Origin of the sequence: Nitrospira sp. SG-bin1, from assembly GCA_002083365.1 — a bacterium.
In the GTDB taxonomy this organism is placed as follows: Bacteria; Nitrospirota; Nitrospiria; order Nitrospirales; family Nitrospiraceae; genus Nitrospira_D.
The window spans coordinates 1-17,483 of sequence record LVWS01000010.1 but is presented as its reverse complement, the minus strand read 5'-3'; the positions used below and the strand labels follow the sequence as shown (position 1 = coordinate 17,483).

The 17,483-nt window shown below is 56.0% G+C and carries 11 protein-coding genes, 1 tRNA gene and 2 pseudogenes; 8 read left to right on the top strand and 6 right to left on the bottom strand.

Going from position 1 to position 17,483, the window contains the following annotated elements; translation table 11 throughout:
- Positions 1-25 precede the first annotated feature (25 nt).
- Positions 26-2,734: a hypothetical protein gene (locus A4E19_21245; protein ID OQW36756.1), complete on the top strand. Its 2,709-nt coding sequence runs from the start codon at positions 26-28 to the stop codon at positions 2,732-2,734.
- A gap of 754 nt (positions 2,735-3,488) precedes the next feature.
- Positions 3,489-3,752, top strand: a complete 264-nt coding sequence (locus A4E19_21240) for a hypothetical protein (GenBank protein ID OQW36755.1) — start codon at positions 3,489-3,491, stop codon at positions 3,750-3,752.
- Positions 3,753-3,943: 191 nt separating this feature from the next.
- On the opposite strand, the gene A4E19_21235 is transcribed toward A4E19_21240, so the two are convergent.
- Positions 3,944-6,607, bottom strand: coding sequence for a hypothetical protein (locus tag A4E19_21235; GenBank protein OQW36754.1), 2,664 nt, complete (start codon positions 6,605-6,607; stop codon positions 3,944-3,946).
- Between the two features lie 104 nt (positions 6,608-6,711).
- Positions 6,712-7,377, bottom strand: a pseudogene (locus tag A4E19_21230) (ABC transporter).
- Positions 7,378-7,514: 137 nt separating this feature from the next.
- Here A4E19_21230 and A4E19_21225 point away from each other — a divergent pair.
- The gene (locus A4E19_21225) at positions 7,515-8,153 is read left to right on the top strand and encodes an arylesterase (GenBank protein ID OQW36792.1); all 639 of its coding nucleotides are present in this window, start codon (positions 7,515-7,517) and stop codon (positions 8,151-8,153) included.
- Positions 8,154-8,228: 75 nt separating this feature from the next.
- Here A4E19_21225 and A4E19_21220 read toward each other — a convergent pair whose 3' ends face one another.
- The 3 genes from A4E19_21220 to A4E19_21210 form a co-directional block, all read right to left on the bottom strand.
- Positions 8,229-8,417 carry a hypothetical protein gene (locus A4E19_21220; protein OQW36753.1) on the bottom strand — a complete coding sequence of 63 codons (189 nt, stop codon included), beginning with the start codon at positions 8,415-8,417 and terminating at the stop codon, positions 8,229-8,231.
- A 102-nt stretch (positions 8,418-8,519) separates the two neighbouring features.
- Complete coding sequence (locus tag A4E19_21215) at positions 8,520-9,368, bottom strand: hypothetical protein (GenBank protein ID OQW36752.1); 849 nt, start codon at positions 9,366-9,368, stop codon at positions 8,520-8,522.
- A gap of 188 nt (positions 9,369-9,556) precedes the next feature.
- On the bottom strand, positions 9,557-10,537 hold the full coding sequence (locus tag A4E19_21210) for a hypothetical protein (protein OQW36751.1): 981 nt from the start codon (positions 10,535-10,537) through the stop codon (positions 9,557-9,559).
- 163 nt (positions 10,538-10,700) lie between these two features.
- Between A4E19_21210 and A4E19_21205 the strand changes: the two genes are divergently transcribed.
- The 4 genes from A4E19_21205 (at position 10,701) to A4E19_21190 (ending at position 16,422) form a co-directional block, all read left to right on the top strand.
- The gene (locus tag A4E19_21205) at positions 10,701-12,002 is read left to right on the top strand and encodes a hypothetical protein (protein OQW36750.1); all 1,302 of its coding nucleotides are present in this window, start codon (positions 10,701-10,703) and stop codon (positions 12,000-12,002) included.
- A 141-nt stretch (positions 12,003-12,143) separates the two neighbouring features.
- Positions 12,144-13,085: an ATPase gene (locus tag A4E19_21200; protein OQW36749.1), complete on the top strand. Its 942-nt coding sequence runs from the start codon at positions 12,144-12,146 to the stop codon at positions 13,083-13,085.
- Between the two features lie 42 nt (positions 13,086-13,127).
- Entirely contained in the window at positions 13,128-14,246 is a 1,119-nt protein-coding gene (locus A4E19_21195; protein OQW36748.1) for a hypothetical protein, read from the top strand.
- Entirely contained in the window at positions 14,236-16,422 is a 2,187-nt protein-coding gene (locus tag A4E19_21190) for a hypothetical protein (protein OQW36747.1), read from the top strand. The genes A4E19_21195 and A4E19_21190 overlap by 11 nt, the downstream gene beginning before the upstream one ends.
- 75 nt (positions 16,423-16,497) lie before the next feature.
- On the opposite strand, the gene A4E19_21185 is transcribed toward A4E19_21190, so the two are convergent.
- A tRNA-Gly gene (locus A4E19_21185) sits at positions 16,498-16,572 on the bottom strand.
- A 562-nt stretch (positions 16,573-17,134) separates the two neighbouring features.
- Here A4E19_21185 and A4E19_21180 point away from each other — a divergent pair.
- Positions 17,135-17,483 (top strand): annotated as a pseudogene (locus tag A4E19_21180) (hypothetical protein).

The window sequence follows — 17,483 nt, the reverse complement described above, 5'->3', positions numbered from 1 at the left end:
CTCGTTCAGTAGACGAGAAATTCTGTTGGACTTCGGCCGACGAGTCCGCTTTCTTCTGACCGTCCCGATCGCGTATACACTTTTTCCATCCGAATCGGCGGACGCTCTGACCACGACGAGACCCCAAGGTGAAGACATGAGTATCGACGACGTTTCCGGGAGTAACGATCCCTATCGGCTCCCCCGGCATGTGATTCCGACCCGATATGACTTACGGCTCGAACCGGATCTCGCCACCGGACGTTTCGCGGGCCAAGCGACCGTTCTCATCTCAGTCAAGCACGCGACAAGGACCATTCTCCTGAACGCCGTCGATCTTACGATTCAGTCAGCTGTGGTGGAAAGGCCGAACCGACAGTCCCGCAAGGCATCGATCGAAGTGGAGCAACAGACTCAACGGGCCAGGCTGTCATTTCAAGAGACCATTGATCCGGGCGAATGGAAACTCGCCGTTTCATTTGAAGGAACACTGAACGATCAGCTCCGCGGGTTCTATCGGAGTACGTACAAGGATGCGTCCGGGGCCACGCATACCCTGGCTGCCACGCAATTCGAAGCCACGGATGCTCGCCGGGCATTCCCCTGTTGGGATGAACCGGATTTTAAAGCCGTCTTCGCGGCGACCTTGGTCATTGATCCCCGTCTCACCGCCGTGTCGAATACCACGGTCGTTGCTGAATCGATGGAGAACAACAAGAAGGTCGTCCGCTTCGCCGACAGCATCATCATGTCGACCTATCTGGTGGCCTTCATTGTAGGGCGAATGGAAGCGACGAAGCCAATCTACGTCGGTAAGACGCCGCTTCGACTTTGGACGATCCCGGGAAAACAGGCGCTCACACCCTTCGGGCAGGATATCGCCGTGGCGTCCTTGAAGTTTTTCGAGGACTACTACGGGGTGCCGTATCCGGGAGACAAGCTGGATCTTCTGGCCATTCCGGACTTTGCGTCCGGGGCGATGGAGAATCTCGGCGCCATCACGTTTCGGGAGACCGCGTTGCTCGTGGATCAACGTTCGGGAACCCATGCGGAGCTCGAGCGGGTGGCCGACGTGGTGGCCCATGAGAACGCCCACATGTGGTTCGGCGACTTGGTCACCATGTCCTGGTGGAATGGGTTATGGCTCAATGAAGCATTCGCCACGTTCATGGAGATGCTGGCCGTCGATGCCTGGAAACCGGAATGGAAACGATGGGAAACATTCTGTGTCGCTCGGGCAGCCGCATTCGCCTTTGATGGGCTCATGAGCACCAGGCCGATCGAATTCCCGGTCCAGGCACCCAAAGACGCAGACGCGATGTTCGATATCCTGACCTATGAGAAAGGCGCGTCGGTCCTTCGAATGTTGGAACAGTACATCGGTCCGATCATGTTCCGGAACGGGGTCCGGCAATACCTTCGTACCCACGCCTATGGGAATGCCGATACGAAGGATCTTTGGACCGCGCTTGGCTCGGTCGCCCATCAACCGGTTCCGGAGTTGATGAACGGCTGGATCTTTCAGCCCGGCTTTCCGTTGCTCACAGCGGACATGCGCGGCGGGGAGTTGCGGCTCTCACAGCAGCGCTTCACCTATCTCAAGCAAGAGCCGGCGCCGGAGCAACTGTGGCAGGTTCCGGTTCAGATTCGTCTGACCATCGGCGAACGCACAGAACATCGACGACTGTTGCTCACGGAGCATGAGACGACAATCGAACTGCCGGTGGGGGTCACCTCCATATTGGTCAATGAGGGAGGCCATGGATTTTATCGGGTCCGTCATCGTGGCGGGCTCCTTCGGCAACTGCTCGATCAGGGCCTCGATCGCCTCGCCGCGATCGAACGGTTCAACCTCATCAGCGACGCATGGGCCACCACCATGGCGGGGCTGACGCCCCTTTCCGAGTATCTTCAACTCACCGCGCGGTTCAGGGACGAGCGAGACAGGAACGTCTGGACCGTCGTACTCGACTCCTTGTCTTTCTTGAACAGGATCGTCACACCGAGTGATCGGGCGGCGCTTGAAGCGCTTGTTCGTGACCGGGTGAGACCGGCCGTGGAGGAGCTTGGGTGGGATCCGACGCCGGGGGAATCAGATCTGGTCAGACAATTGCGAGGGGACTTGATCGGGGCGTTAGGTAAACTCGGCAACGACCCGCTCACACAACAGCAAGCGGCGGAACGGTATCAGCGATACCGAGCAGATCCGACGACCGCCGATGCGAATGTCGTCCCTGCTCTGGTGGCTATTCTCGCCCATATCGGAGATGAAGCCCGTTACAATGAATTCTCTGAGCGCTTCCGCACGGCTCGCACCCCACAGGAAGAGCGGCGCTATTTGTTCTCGCTAGCCGCATTTCAGCTTTCAACATTGCTGGGACGTACGCTGGCTCGGACGATCAACGGGGAGATCCGCACCCAAGATGCTCCTTTTATCGTGGCGGCCACGATGATGAGCGTGTATGGGCGTGAACTCTCGTGGGAATTTGTAAAAGCCAACTGGGATCAGATGGATCGGTTGTTTCCGAAGCAAGGCCTCAGGCGGATGTGCGGAGGCATCGTGGGACTGGCAACCCCGGACCTTGAGCACGACGTACGAGCATTCTTCGCCGCCCGTAAGATTGATTTAGGCGGGAAGACGCTGGATCAGTATTTGGAACAACTTCGTGTCGCAGTGGCAATTCGAGAGCGAGAAGGGCGCACGATACAAACGACACTTGCGAACTCACTGCGGACTGAAAGTCTAGAGAGTTAGCACGCATGACTCTGCTCGAGGGGAGGGCTCTGAGGGTGGCTGACGGATGCTCTTCTCACAACTCCAATGAGGCCGTACTCGTGCCAGACCCGACAATCTATATGCCGACACTCAGACATTCGCCAACAGACTAATTCATCAAGGCAAGACGCGAACCCACCACACTCACACCTCAATACCCGACGCGAATGGCTTCCATTGCAAATGAAAGACTACAGGAAAATCTGTGATTAATTTCTTCCCGACATTGCGGCCGGGCTTTTACACAGATTTAATTTCCTCCTGAGCATCCGTTGTCGTTCATTCTGAATCAATGGCCGCAAAAGGATGGAACGCATTTCTCCGAATGCCATAGGAGCCACGATAATCCGCCGTGTTCGATATTGACATGAAGCTAGGAGAGAAGCCTGTTCAGGACCAGAGTTATTTGATGGTCAGGCCTAGTCATTTCCCCAGCTTGTCGGCTGTTTCGCGGCAGGCTACAATGCCGTTCAAGTTTGGATTGGGAAGTCCAATGTCCATTCTCCGTTGTCCGGCATGCGGGGCGAGCAAAATTCGTCCCGCGGCCCGAAAATCAATCTCTGATGTTCTCTTAAGCGGTCTGACGATTTATCCGTTTCGGTGCCAGCTGTGTGCCGATCGCTTTAGAACATTTCTCGGCCGCCGTACGCCTAATCCTCGTCGCAGTTTCGAACGTGTCGAAGTGTCTTTTTCGGTCTGGTTTAGACTACGCAGGTCCGCCCATCCGGAGGAGATGGGCCATGAAGGGGTGATAGAGAACCTCTCGATACGGGGATGCCGGATTCGTTCATCAACTCCGGTCGCCATCGGTTCGCGACTCGAACTGGAATTCCAGCATTCCCCCGATTCTTTCCCGATTACGATTGAAGAGGCCGTCGTACGATCGTCAGCCGACGGCATGATCGGCCTCCGCTTCACGCGACTTCGCCGAATTGATGAACGGCGGATCCGTCAGATCATCGATGTGTGGTTACCGGAGCTCCTGCCCACAGCCTAGTTGGGAAGACCTTTGCCTCCACCGATGGCCGTTTACCCACATTATCCAAAATCGCAACCTATCTGTTTCCTCCTCGCTTCCCAATTCTCTCGACCCAGCCTCTAAGACTGAAGCGGACACTCACCGCTATATGGGCGTTCAATCTCATAGGACTGCCCCGCAGAGAGGACGTCTACAGTTTATCGTGGCCGCTACTCGTGGCGCAGCACCGCCAACGGCGGCTGGCCGAGTATCCGATAGGTGCTGAGAAATCCAACCAGCATGGTGAGAGTGATTGTCACTGCAAAGCCCATGGCCAGGACGGCTGGTTGGAGACTCCAGGAGAGGTCGAACACTGTCGACAACACGGCCCAGGACAGAGCACTGGCCAATGCGCACCCAAGAAGCCCGCCCAATGCTCCCAAGAATGCGTATTCGGCCGCAAACGAACGCACGATCACGCCGCGAGTCGCTCCCAGGGCTTTCAAAATGACGGATTCGTACAACCGTCGATAGCGCGTCGCCGCCAAAGCAGCGGCCATGACCAGGCCTCCGGACAGGATACAGAACAAAGCCACGGCCCGAATGGCGAGCGACAGCCGATCAAGCACCCGAGCAAAACTGTCAAGGACCTCCCCCATGTTGATGGCCGTCACATTAGGAAAAGATGCGACGACCGCTTGCTGTAACGCGACTTCTTCAGACGGAGCGACATGAAGAGTGGCCACATAGGTATGGGGAGCGCCATCGAGGGAGCCCGGTGAAAAGATCATGTAAAAATTCGTCGAGAAGTTTCCCCACTCCACCTGTCGAATGCTGCTGATCTCTCCAGTGATGGGGACACCTTGTATGTCGAGCTCAACAGTGTCTCCGACCGAGACGCCTAGTTGCTTCGCCGCATCTTCCTCGATCGAGATCAGGGGTTTGGTGAAAACTTGTCCCGCTTTCCACCACTCGCCCTGAACGACCTTATTGTCTTTGGGAAGGTCCTCGAGGAACGTCAAAACGTACTCGCGTGTCAGGTACCACTTTCTCCGCCGATCCTCCTTCTGGGCCGCTTTCTCTTTCTGCTCTTCCTCGTCAGACGTCGCTTCAACCTTCACCGGCTCGCCCTTCACGGCGGAGAGCCGGGATCGTACCAGCGGCGTCAAGCGAGGGTTGGGATCACTGGACCGCTGGCGCAGAAGAGCCGCCATCCCCTCAGCCTGATCCGGTTGGATATCGATGAAGAAAAACGTCGGGGCATCGGTCGGCCGGTTGTCCCCCACTTGTGCGAGGAGCGAGCGCTCGACGAGCGACACGGTCGTGACAACCATGACGGCGATGCCGATCGCAATCGTGATGCTCACGGCCTGACTTCCCGGTCGTACGACGTTGCCCAAGGCTTGGCGCAGGACAAGGGGTCCAGGCCGAGGGGATTTCTTCAGCACCATGAGCACTCCCCGTGCCGACGCACCCAACAGCAGGACCGCCGTCGCAAAGGCCAGGACGAAAAGGAGACCGACTTTCCAAGACCCAGCTTGCCATACCGACAAGAGTGCCAACCCAGAGCCGATCCCGATCGACACCAGGATCTTGACCCTGTCAATTTCTCGCCAAGCCGACCACCATCGCTTCCTTCGATGCTTTGTCGTCGGGATCAGTGGAGCGATCTCACGCCTGAAGATCCGAGCCGGCTTGATATCGCGAATCGTCAACAGCGGCCACAACGTAAAGAGCAAGGTGGATAGCATGCCCAATGCCAACCCCTTCGCTAGAGGAGCCAGAGAAATGTTCGTCCCGCTCTTCGCAAATCCCAATTGGTCAAGGAGATCCGATGCCATCAGGGCCGCAATCATCCAGGGAAGTCCTTGGTTGAGCAGCACACCGAGCATCAGGCCGACTACGCTTCCGACCAGCCCGAGGATCATCGCCTGTAACCCATAGGTCCGAATGATCGTGGCAGATTCGGCTCCGACTGTCTTCAAGATGGCGATCGTAGTCAACTTCTCTCGCACAAAGGCATGCACCGACGTGGCGACGCCCAGGCCTCCCACAAACAACGCCGTCAATCCAATCAAGCCTACGTATCGGGTCAACTGTTCCAAAGACTGCTTCAATTGTGGTTGCGCGTCTCGGTAGCTCGACACGCGGGCAGCGTCGGGCGCAAGCCGTCCCCTCAACTCGTAGAGCAGAGGTTCTGGAATCATCGTACTTGGGATTTTCAGGAGATATCGCTCCCGAATCCTGCTGCCGATCTTGATCAGCCCTGCCGTGTGAAGTCCTTCGCGTGACATCAGGACACGAGGGCCGAGGCTGAAAGCGTTTGCCATCCGATCCGGTTCCGTTTTGACCACCCCGGTGATGATGAACAGACCTTGTCCGATCTTCAGTCGATCTCCTACTGTGAGTCCCATCCGGATCAGGAGAGATTCCTGCACGACCACTCCAAAACAGTCCGGACATCGGCGAGTTTGTCGGCGAAGAAGCTCCGCTACGTCGTCGTGTGGTTCCAACCGGAGCGTGCCGTACAGGGGATACTGAGGTTCGACGGCCTTGAGCTCGATGATCTGCGTCGGTTGCCCGTTGCCGGTTGACTCGACTCTCGCGGCCATGGCGACGAGTTCGCTGACGTGGGTGAGCGCGACTCCACGATCGAGCAACGAGTCCAATACTTCCTGACCTTGCGAACTGATCGGCCGGGAGAGTCGGACTTCAAGATCCCCTCCAAGCAGGCCGCGTGCTTCTTTGGCCACGGCCCGTTCAACCTGCGTTCCGAACAGAGAGACTCCCGTCAATGCCCCCACTCCAATCGCGATACAGACCAAAAAATAGAGAAAGTGTCGCCACGCCGCGCGGGTCTCTCGCCATGCCATGTTAAAGACGAAAGAAGTCATGATCAAAAGGCGGGGAAGGAATCCGAGGAAAGCCCATCGGTGGAGAGCGTCCGCTCCGTACATGAAGAGGCGGCCGAGTCGACGGGGAACTCCGAATATCCGGGCAGGCTGTCGGACTCCAGGCGTCCGTCGTGGAGGGACAGGACACGCTGCATCGAGGAGGCCAATGCCGCGTCATGTGTCACCAGCACGAGGGTGGTGCCGTAATCACGGTGGAGTGAGAGCAGCAACTCGATGATGTGGGAACCGGTAGAACTATCGAGGTTCCCCGTCGGCTCATCCGCCAGTAAGATGGGTGGTCGACAAGAAAAAGCCCGAGCCACCGCGACACGTTGTTGTTCTCCGCCGGATAGCTGAACCGGATAGTGCCCCATACGGTCTGACAGCCCGACCGCCGCAAGCAGTTCCGCCGCCCGATCACCGGCTCGGCTCACTCCGCTCAGTTCCAGGGGAACGGCGACGTTCTCGAGCGCCGTAAGGGTCGGGATAAGGTGAAACGATTGGAAGATATAGCCCACCTTTTCGCGTCGGAAGCGGGCCATCTGGCTCTCACCCATAGTCGTGATGTCTGTTCCATCCAGCTGAATCGCCCCAGTCGTGGGGCGATCGAGACCGGCCATCAAACCAAGCAAGGTCGACTTCCCACTTCCAGATGGTCCCACGATGGCCACTGTTTGTTTGGCCGGGATTTCAAAGGTGAGATGGTCCAGGATCGTAACGGAACGATTCGCCGCCGCCAAGACCATCGACACATTCTTTACAGTGATCATTAAAAACTTCGTCGGCCTTCCACGATGAGAGGATCAGGAATATTATACTGTATAGAACGAGTGAGCGAGTATTACTTCACAGCATAAACATATCGTCGATGCAACGACTACGTGACATGCTGCTGCCGGCCTTCTTGATGCTTCTGTGGCCGTTTACCTCGGGAGTCGACCCTTCTTCAGCATCGGACCCTAGACCCCGCATCGTGGCGTTTGGCGATAGTCTTACCGCCGGACTGGGGGTGCAGTCCGATGAAAGCTATCCGGCTCAACTTCAGCATCGACTTGATGGTCTCGGTTACAACTATCGGGTGATCAACGCCGGTGTGAGCGGTGATACGACGGCGGGTGGACTTCGACGCGTACCGTGGATCCTCAACAACAAACCAGAGCTGGTGATTCTCGAATTGGGCGCGAACGATGGACTTCGAGGACTTCCTGTCGACCAAACAAGAAGTAATCTTCGTCAGATCATTCAACAGTTGCAAGAATCCGGTACGACGGTGGTCTTGGCCGGGATGAAGCTGCCGCCGAATTACGGAGAAGACTACACCGCGAGCTTCGAAGCCATGTACCGGATGCTGGCCGAAGAATACCGGCTTCCCTTAATTCCCTTTTTCCTCGAAGGGGTGGGAGGATCATCCTCGTTGAATCAGGCTGACGGGATTCATCCGACCAGGGAAGGTTACGAGATCATCGTGAAGCAAGTGCTCAAAGTGCTCATGCCGGTACTAAATGAACGGGCGCACAAGCCCGCTGCGACCCACAAGCAGAGCTGAAGGCGAACCGTCTCGATCAGAACCCGCTGACTGGAAGACAAATTGATGTAAGACGGGTCAACGAAGCGTTATTTGTTACGACTTCTTAAAAAATGTGTCGTAGACACCGTAGGCGAGGACTATCGCGATCAGCACATAGTACAGGGCGGTAATTCCGCTGTAATCCGGAGGCCCTCCCCCTTCCGGAGCGTTCGCCAACGCCGGCCACGCTTGAACCAGCAAGGTCCCTGTTAACAGACCCGTTCGTGAAAGTAGCCGTTTCATTTCTGCCCCCTTCTTAAAAGTACGGAAACGAAAGAGTGGGGCGTATTCTACTGGATCAGGACGAAGAGGCGCAAGAGGAATCAGATCATGGAAGGGAGGCGGTTATGGGTGGGGAGGCAACGTGACAGCTGATTGGAGTGCCTCGGCGACATCCTTAAAAGAGCTCACAAGCTTATCGAGCTTGGAACTTTTCTGGAGCATGTCGCCCGTGACGGCGCGCATTTGCCCGGCATGCCGCACGACTTCGGCGGTCAGCTCGCTGACTCTGGCCAGCATCTCCTTGTAAGAAGCCACTTCCCGTTGCAGTTCCTGCGCGGTAGTTTTTGCGGTAGTGCTCTCTCGCTGAGAAAACTGAAGTTGTTGCGTGAGATGCCCAACGTCCGTGTCTCGGTCCTTCAATTGAGATTCAAGGCTCGTCATGACCTCTTCACTTTCCCGACGTCGATCCTCAAGGTTCCTAATGGTGTGAATCCACGTCAGGACCGCTCCCGGATCGAGTGGGGGAGGCTCGGGAAGCGGCTCTTGCTTTTCAAGCGCTTTCGCAGCCGGTTGTAACCATTCCAAAAAAACCATGATCTCGCTCAGCTTGAGATCGGACGTGAGCGACGTCAGGGTAGCCCTGTTCCCATTCTCCGATGTGGGGATCGGAGGTGCCATGATGGGTTCTTTCGCAGGACGGGGGGTGCGCGTTTGCTCGGGCTGGGCCCAGCGCTGGTATTCCAATAAGACTGCGATGCAATGGCGACACATGGGCTCTTCAGGAAACGTGCAGGAACATTTCGAGACGAGTTTGCCGTCTTTCAGTCGGATATCCTGCTCATACAGACCGGAATTGCCGACGACGGCCGACAGGATCTGTGCCTCATCAGCCTCTGCGATACGGACGCGATTGGCAGTCAAGTACTGGTGGGCGATTTGAAAGGCAGACGGATCCGTGACTGCCTGGATCATTTGAGGAGTCAATAGTCTGAGCCGTTGGGCACTACAAGTGATGGTGTTTCGCATCTACACACGCCGGGCTCTTGTGCGATCATCATTCCATGACGGCCACAGTGTGACGAGCGAGTCGAATGGTGTCAAGCCGCCTTTGGTATTGTGCACCCCTGCCTTGGCGGGACTCTGCGCCTGTAGGGAATAAGTTACCGGCAGGGTTTGGCCGAGCTGGACTTGCCCATGGGTGTCAACCAAACATAGTCCGCAATGGGTTTCTGTATGAGGGCTCGAACGTCGGCCGATTTATCAGGTTCAAACGAGATCATGTAAACCGTAGTCTGTTTAATGTCACCATCCAGGCGTCGGGCGACCCGTTTCGGGACGGGAAGGTTATATTGAACATGGCCGCCTCCCGTATAACTCACAATCATCCGACGGGGACCGCCGTTCTCGCGGCGGGATTCCTCCTGCCTCGTGACAAGTGTTCTGGCCATGCCTTCGTCTCGGACCATCGAAGCCTCATACATCGTTCGGAAGTGCTCGTCGCTGCCTCCATGGCACCGTCTCAACTGATCGACAATCCTTTCGCGATACGGTGGGTCGTCGATGATATCCTCCTGGAGAATTCCCCACGGCTCCCATTCCGGTTCATGTCTGGCCTGAGTGAGCCCCACTTTCACGACACGACGAATCAATGGTTTGGGTGGGTTCATTGCGCGGACGGACAAGTGCTTATCGCGAGCGAACGTGACCAATGGCGCATAGTCTTCAAACGCACCGCCCCAATTTTGCTTCCATCGCACTTGTTCTAAAAACTCCTTGGTGGCCGGCTGAGGTGTCGCAACGTAGTCATCGAGTGCCGGTTGACCGTCCCAGCCGAACATTTCCATTCCGATGGTGGGTTCAATACCATCGGCCACCAATTGATCCAGCACTTTCAATGCCGCTTGGATATGGTACGGATTGTGATGTTCCTCCCCTAGATACACAATGTCATGCCGTTCCAGATTCGTCATGAATTCTGAAAACGGAACCACGCGGCCGGTTTGGGTATCAAGAATCTGCCAGGGTTGCCATCCCTCATCGGCGGCAGGGGGAAGGCGGCCATCGAGTTCAGCCGTACCCGCCATTGGAAGGGCGAGCAGACCGACAAACAAACCCGCCGTCATAATCAACAGTCGGCTCATAGTATTGGTTTTCCCGCCAGAAATCGCCTTCTCATCAACTCACTCCTACCATACCGAATGAACGCGAACAAGCGGACTTGACGCTGAAGTTTGAAGGTTACTATGCTTCCTCGTGATGTCCCGTTGACACCCTCTTCATACAGGCAGCCGATCGCCGATTTCCATGAATCTCGACCCACTTGCCGAATTCCGCCGAGACGTAAGCGTTCGCGCGCGTCAGGATTCCGCACAATGGGAGGCATCTCGAAAATTGCTGGATGAGGCTACCTTCCCCTCTACCGTAGCCCGATTGTATGAGGCCGTTCAAAGCCAAGATCTTCAGGCTTTGGTGAAAGAGACCTTGTTGCGCCTGTTCGGACGGCATGCACCGCGGCGCGTCCGGGATCTCGACGGACAGAGCCTAAAGTCCGTCACCGGTCTTCCTCCGGCCAAAGCGCTCCGTGCGCTGGCCGTCTACTTTGAGTTGGTGCCGGCAGCCATCCCCGCGTGGCCCGTGACGCTCTTGTCAAGCGAGGAGGTCGAAAAGGCCGTGCGCAAGCTGGATAATCCCTTCGACCTGCTTCGCCAGGCCGACGTGGCGTCGGTGCTGGAGATCGGGGCGGGCGATCTCTCGTTTGCCGAGGAGTTAGCCGACCTGTACGGTTTCGAGTTCAAGCCACGGCACCGCCCATTAATCCTCCATTGCCTGGACCGGCTTGATCCCCGCTCGGAACTGAGCGGTCCGCTTCATGTGAATCGAGAGAGACTGCAAAAGTTACAGCGGATGGATGGAGTATCGTTCTCCTTCTTCGGCAATCAAGACATGTTTGCTCTTGGGAGCCTTGATGAACAGCAATTATTGGTCCGACGATATACCATCGCGACCTGTTGGGCGCCGGCCACACCGACCTTTGCCTACGAGCCCACCAGGCTCTCTGAGGCGTTCATTCGTGGTGATCTGGAACGTACGAAAGGAATATTTCGCCTGATACGCTTTGGAAAAGAGCAGGCGCTCGAAGTCCACCATGCCGGCCGCGCTCTTCTCTTCCCACCGTGGAAGTTCGAAATCGTCGGTCCTCTTGCTCTCCTAAACTTGCTCGCCCGCCGCGGATGCTTGTGTGTGCTGGGATCAGTGGACGCTCAAGTGTTTTGGGAAATCCTCGCACAGTTACTCGATGAACCCCGCTATCGGCCCCAAGACAAACCGTTTACTGCTGCCAGTCTGCCCGAAATCTTCGGCGAGGTGTATCATATCCTCGCCCGCCTGCCGGTCGGCGAATCAATTGACCTGGACGAAGTGGCGCCTCTTCGAGGCCCTTATCTCCGATCAGACTCGTCGAGGGATGACGTTCCCGGGCATTTTCGGCATGTTCGAGTCAGAAGGGGCGCTACTTTCCCCGGCATGCCCGCGAGCAGCACCGCACGAAAGTTCGTGTCCATGACCGAAGAGGTTCCTCCCTGGTTCGTGACGCTGGTTCCGGCTTGAGTCTCAAGCTCTATGTCCGGACATCGAGGCCTGGTGGCGCAAAACATCTGAAAAATTGACCGTTTTTAGGTCCTTTGTTAGACTTCGTCGGTGTCCGATCACCAAGTCATTCTTCAGCGCTATCCCGCACCGTAGCTCATCATGAATTCCACGGAAACCATTCGAGCCGTTCAGGAGAATATTGCACGTGTGATCAAGGGCAAACCGCATGTGATCGAGATGAGCATCGTCGCCCTCTTGGCGCGCGGCCATCTCCTTCTCGAAGATGTACCGGGAGTCGGCAAAACGACGCTTGCGCATAGCTTGGCGCGATCGCTCGATTGCTCCTTCAAGCGCATTCAGTTCACGAGCGATCTCCTTCCCTCCGATATCGTGGGCGTCTCGATCTTCAATCGTCAGAAGCAGGCCTTTGAGTTCATGCCGGGCCCGATTTTCGCCAATATCGTGCTTGCGGATGAAATCAATCGCACGACGCCGAAAACACAAAGCAGTCTGTTGGAGGCGATGAGTGAAGCGCAGATTTCTTTCGACAATAAGACCTATCCTCTGAACCAGCCCTTCATGGTCATTGCGACGCAGAATCCCGCCGAATACCATGGCACGTTTCCTCTTCCGGAATCACAGCTGGATCGTTTCTTGATGCGGCTTCGCATCGGCTATCCCTCGCAGGAAGAAGAAAAAAAGGTCCTTGAACGCCGGCCATCGCTCCATCCGGCCGAAGAACTACAGCCCCTACTGACGGCCCAGGATGTCCTCCTACTCCAAGAACGGGTCGATCACGTTCTCATGGAAGAAAGCATTACAGACTATCTTTTGGCCATTGTTCAAAGCACGAGGCAGTCGGATCTGTTGTCGTTGGGGGTGAGCACCAGAGGCGCATTGGCCTTGAGTCGGGCCGCCAAAGCGTTGTCACTCGTCCGCGGTCGGACCTATTGTCTACCGGACGATATCAAGGAACTGGCCCCGATCGTGTTGTCCCATCGCATCATGGTGGCTCGCACGCAAGAGTTGCGTCAACGAAGCTTCGAGCAAGCTGAGCGAATCATCCGGGACTTGGTCGACGCGATGCCAGTCCCTGTCTAAGCGGTTCGCGCAAGTTGGGTTCCGGCGCGGAGCTGGTGGTGCATGCTGCCTCAATCTCCCTCCTTCTTTCGCCGATTGTTTCGCCATCGGTCGACGAGTGTGACCGCAGAAGGCATTCAATTCCTGATCTTTACCCTGGCGATCGGCATCGCGGCGGTCAATACCGGCAACAATCTCTTCTATCTGTTGCTCGCGATGATGTTGAGCCTCGTGCTGATCTCGGGAATCATGGCGGAATACTGCCTGCGACAGTTGGAATTCCATCGTCATCTTCCCGATCATCTCATCGTCAATGAACCGGCTACCGTCACGCTGGTCGTGAAGAACCGGAAAATGCGGCTCCCGAGCTTTTCATTGGAGGTGCTTGATGTCAGCGACGGCCGGACGCTGGATCGAGGTGCGGAGATTCGCCACCTCGTTTCCGGCGCGAGCCAGCTGGTGTCGTATTCACTCGTCGCTCCGCGGCGTGGTCGGTTGAGGTTGGACGGTGTTTGCGTCAGAACGGAATTTCCGTTCGGGCTCTTTAGGAAACAGACGTTTTACCCGATCGAAGAAACGATCATTGTCTGCCCAGAGATCAAGCCGATTGACGAGGGCCTATTGCGGGGGTTCTTCACGGCCGGACCAGAACAGAGCGTTCACCGACGGGGGCAGGGCAATGACATGTACAACTTGCGCCAGTATCAAGCCGGGGATGACTCGCGAAAGATTCATTGGCCGACGACGGCACGAACGTCTCAATTGATGGTCCGAGAGACCGAAGCCGAAGACCAACGTCGAGCCGTCATTTATTTGCCGACCCTCGCTCCAGTGAGCCACGATGCCTTGTTCGAACAAGCCGTCCGCCTCGCGGCTTCCATCATCGAGCATCTGGCGCATAGCGGTTATACGCTCCAATTGCGCGTGGGGTCGTCTCGCTCGCCATTTGTGCAAGGCAACCTCCACCGCTGGGATCTTCTTCGAATGCTTGCCTTCTGCGAGCGGTGCTCGCCATCCACGGAGTCTGCCGTGACGGAGGAACTGCTGGGCGACACATGGGAGATCGAAGGGGGAACGATGATCGTCGTGCAGTCCTGGCGGGGGCCAAGTGATATCAAACCCGAACACCCCACCATCTTGATTGATGGAACGATCATCGCGGGAACGTCGTATGCCGTGTGATCAGGCTCTTCGGTTCACGTCGATTTGTCTGGCCGCCACGTCCTTCGTTGGGTTGACGCTTGGAGCCAGTTTGCCGGGCTGGCTGGTTGCGCTGACCGGAGTCGCGTTGATCATGGCTCTCCTGCTTACTGTCGGAGGGGAGCATGGAGGACTCGCCAGCGTTACGCCTCTCTCAGTCGCCGGATGGAATCTTCTTGTTATCGCCGGCTTTCTTGGGTTTTTGGCGGACATGTTATGGGTCTCAGGTGAACTCCTTCCGGCTGGAGTTCACTTCCTCATGGTCCTCATGATCATCAAGCTGTTCACGCTCAGGCTTCGTCGCGACTACCTGCATCTCTATGCCATCAGTCTCGTCGCGATCCTGGCTTCGGGGTCGCTCACGACCGATCTCTGGTACCTTCCGATTTTCTTGCTCTACCTTTTGGCCGGGGTATGGACGCTGCTGTTGTTTCAGCTGACGAAACATTCTGAGGAAAGCAAAACCCATACAATATGGGCCCCCAACAAACCGGAACCTTCGGCATCGGTCGGCTGGGTGACACCGCAACTCTTCTGGCTCGCCAATGGACTGGCGGTTGCTGCCTTTGGGCTGACGTTGGTGATCTTCTTTACGATTCCCCGAGCCAGTGTGGGGTTCTACCAAAAAGGCATGGGGGAGAACATTCGCACGTCGGGATTCTCCGAAACGGTGAACTTGGGAGAGATCGGACCTATCAAGCGAGATCCCAGCGTCGTGATGCGAGTCGAATTGGTCGATGGGGCTCCGCATGAAGCGGGGCGGTTTTACCTGCGAGGCGTCGCATTCGACCAATACGACGGCAAGACTTGGACGAACCGGCTGAACTACCGCCGGAGCGTGAGCGACGACACGACCGGGACGTTTGTCCTGCGCGGTGGTCGATCTCCAGCGTTATCCCGTATTGGTGAAACTATTCGCCAGAACATCCTCTTAGAGTCGCTGGACACCCCCGTTCTCTTTGCAGCTCCTTTTGCAGAGAGGGTCAGCGGAAGGCTTCCGAGCGTCCAATTCGACCGAACCGGTTCGGTCTATCTTCCGTTTCCCAGTTCATCGCGGATCGAATATTCGGTCTTATCCCGATCCAATCCGGTAGTACCTGCCGATCTAGGTTCGGAACCCGGTTCCTACGCTGAATCGTTCACCAGACACTTTTTGCAAGTTCCTGCACAATCCGAGCGGATCGCTGTCCTGGCTCAGGAAGTTACCGCCGTCCAACGCACAACCTATGAAAAAGCCAATGCGATCCTATCGTTCCTGACGCACAACTTCCGTTACAGCCTTGATGCACCTCTGGCGGAGCAAAACCAACCGCTTGAGGAATTTCTCTTCACTCGCAAGACCGGGTATTGCGAACACTACGCTACGGCCATGGTGATCATGCTGCGGACGATCGGAATTCCGGCACGCCTCGTCACGGGGTTTCTCGCCACCGAATGGAACGAATACGGTAACTACTATCTGGTCAGACAGCAGGACGCCCATGCTTGGGTGGAGGTGCACCTGCCTCATTCCGGGTGGATTACGATGGATCCGACTCCCCCTTCGACCACCGGCGGCCGCGAGTCTTCAGTATGGCGTGCGTGGGAACGAATGATGGATAGGATCAGGCTCCAGTGGAGCCGATTTTTTGTACAGTACAGTGCGGCCGATCAGGCTGCCGTTGTACGGGAGTTGAAAGCGGGGGGTACGTCGGCCACAAACAAAGCGATCGATTCTATGGGTGCGATCTTCAGCCCGTTCATGGCGATGCTCACCGGGATCACCCAGTACGCATATCAAGGAACGATACAGTCCTTGGCGGCTGTGATGGTCTCCTCGCTGGTCGGCATTGCCATTCTCGCATGGATAGGAATCAAGCGGCCCTGGGCCAAGGGCATGGCCGGCAAAAAGACGACTCGCGACGAGCAGGTGATTGTGCAACTCTATGGAAAGATGGTCACACATCTTGCTGGGAAAGGCATTTTAAAACCCACCGCCACAGGACCCCTCGAATTTGTTTGCATCGCTCAAGCGAAGTGGGCCGAGGCGAATTCCGCGGTCGCAGCCATTACAAAGCTCTATTGCCGAGCCCGATTCGGCCGGATATCCCCCACCAGAGAAGAACTCTCCCTCGCCGAAGGCCATCTTCGCGACCTGATGGCTCTCGACAAACCGTAACTCAGTGGAGAAGCGGCCCTCCTTCGTGCACATCGTGAGAGTGTCTGGGAAATCTGTTGGAGGAGATGACCTCGATGGAGCGGGAAAAGGGATTTGAACCCTCGACCCTCGCCTTGGCAAGGCGATGCTCTACCACTGAGCTATTCCCGCTCGCAAGGTTTGAGTTGCGGAGTGTACTGAGCTCTACGGATGCTGTCAAGCCAGGACGCAACTTATGATCAGGAGTTACTTCAATCAATCTGTTACATAATGGTAGCGGCTAGAGATTGTCAGGATGACTTGAGTTCAAAGCATTGATAATAAATCATAATCAGTCTTAACACATACTCCAGGCTGAATTTGAATGATAGAAAGCTGCTACTGATACTACTCATCTAATTGTCAATGGATATGTCCAAAGTCCAATAAATGAACTCAATAATTTATCGGTTTTCCATAACTTAGAATGACCAGACTAAGAAGAACTCTAAACTGGCAAGATGGCTTAAATATTGCGAATGGCTTAGTGGGAACCCTATATGGGAGAGTTTGTTATATGCTCCCCAATTTTTTAACAAGACTCCGAGCAGAGTTGGGAGTTCAAGTTGTGGGCTTCTGACTCGGAATGAAGTTAGAAGTCGCGATATTGTTATTTGTATGTATCGGTCAAATATGAAGACTGAACAGGGGAATCTGGCTCGTTCAAGTTCATAACGTTGAGGAGGTATCCACAATGTTTCTGTCACGTCGACAATTCTTAAAGGTCTCTGCTGGCACTGTCGCTGCTGCGGCTGTGGCGGACAAAGTCCTGGCCTTGACGGCATTGCAGCCCGTCATCGAAGTGGGGAACCCGCTGGGTGATTATCCCGACCGGTCGTGGGAGCGGGTCTATCACGACCAGTATCGCTACGATTCCTCCTTTACCTGGGTCTGTTCCCCCAACGATACGCACGCATGTCGTGTACGCGCCTTCGTGCGCAACGGCGTGGTCATGCGCGTGGAACAGAACTATGACCACCAGACCTATGAAGATCTGTACGGCAACCGGGGCACGTTCGCCCATAATCCGCGCATGTGCTTGA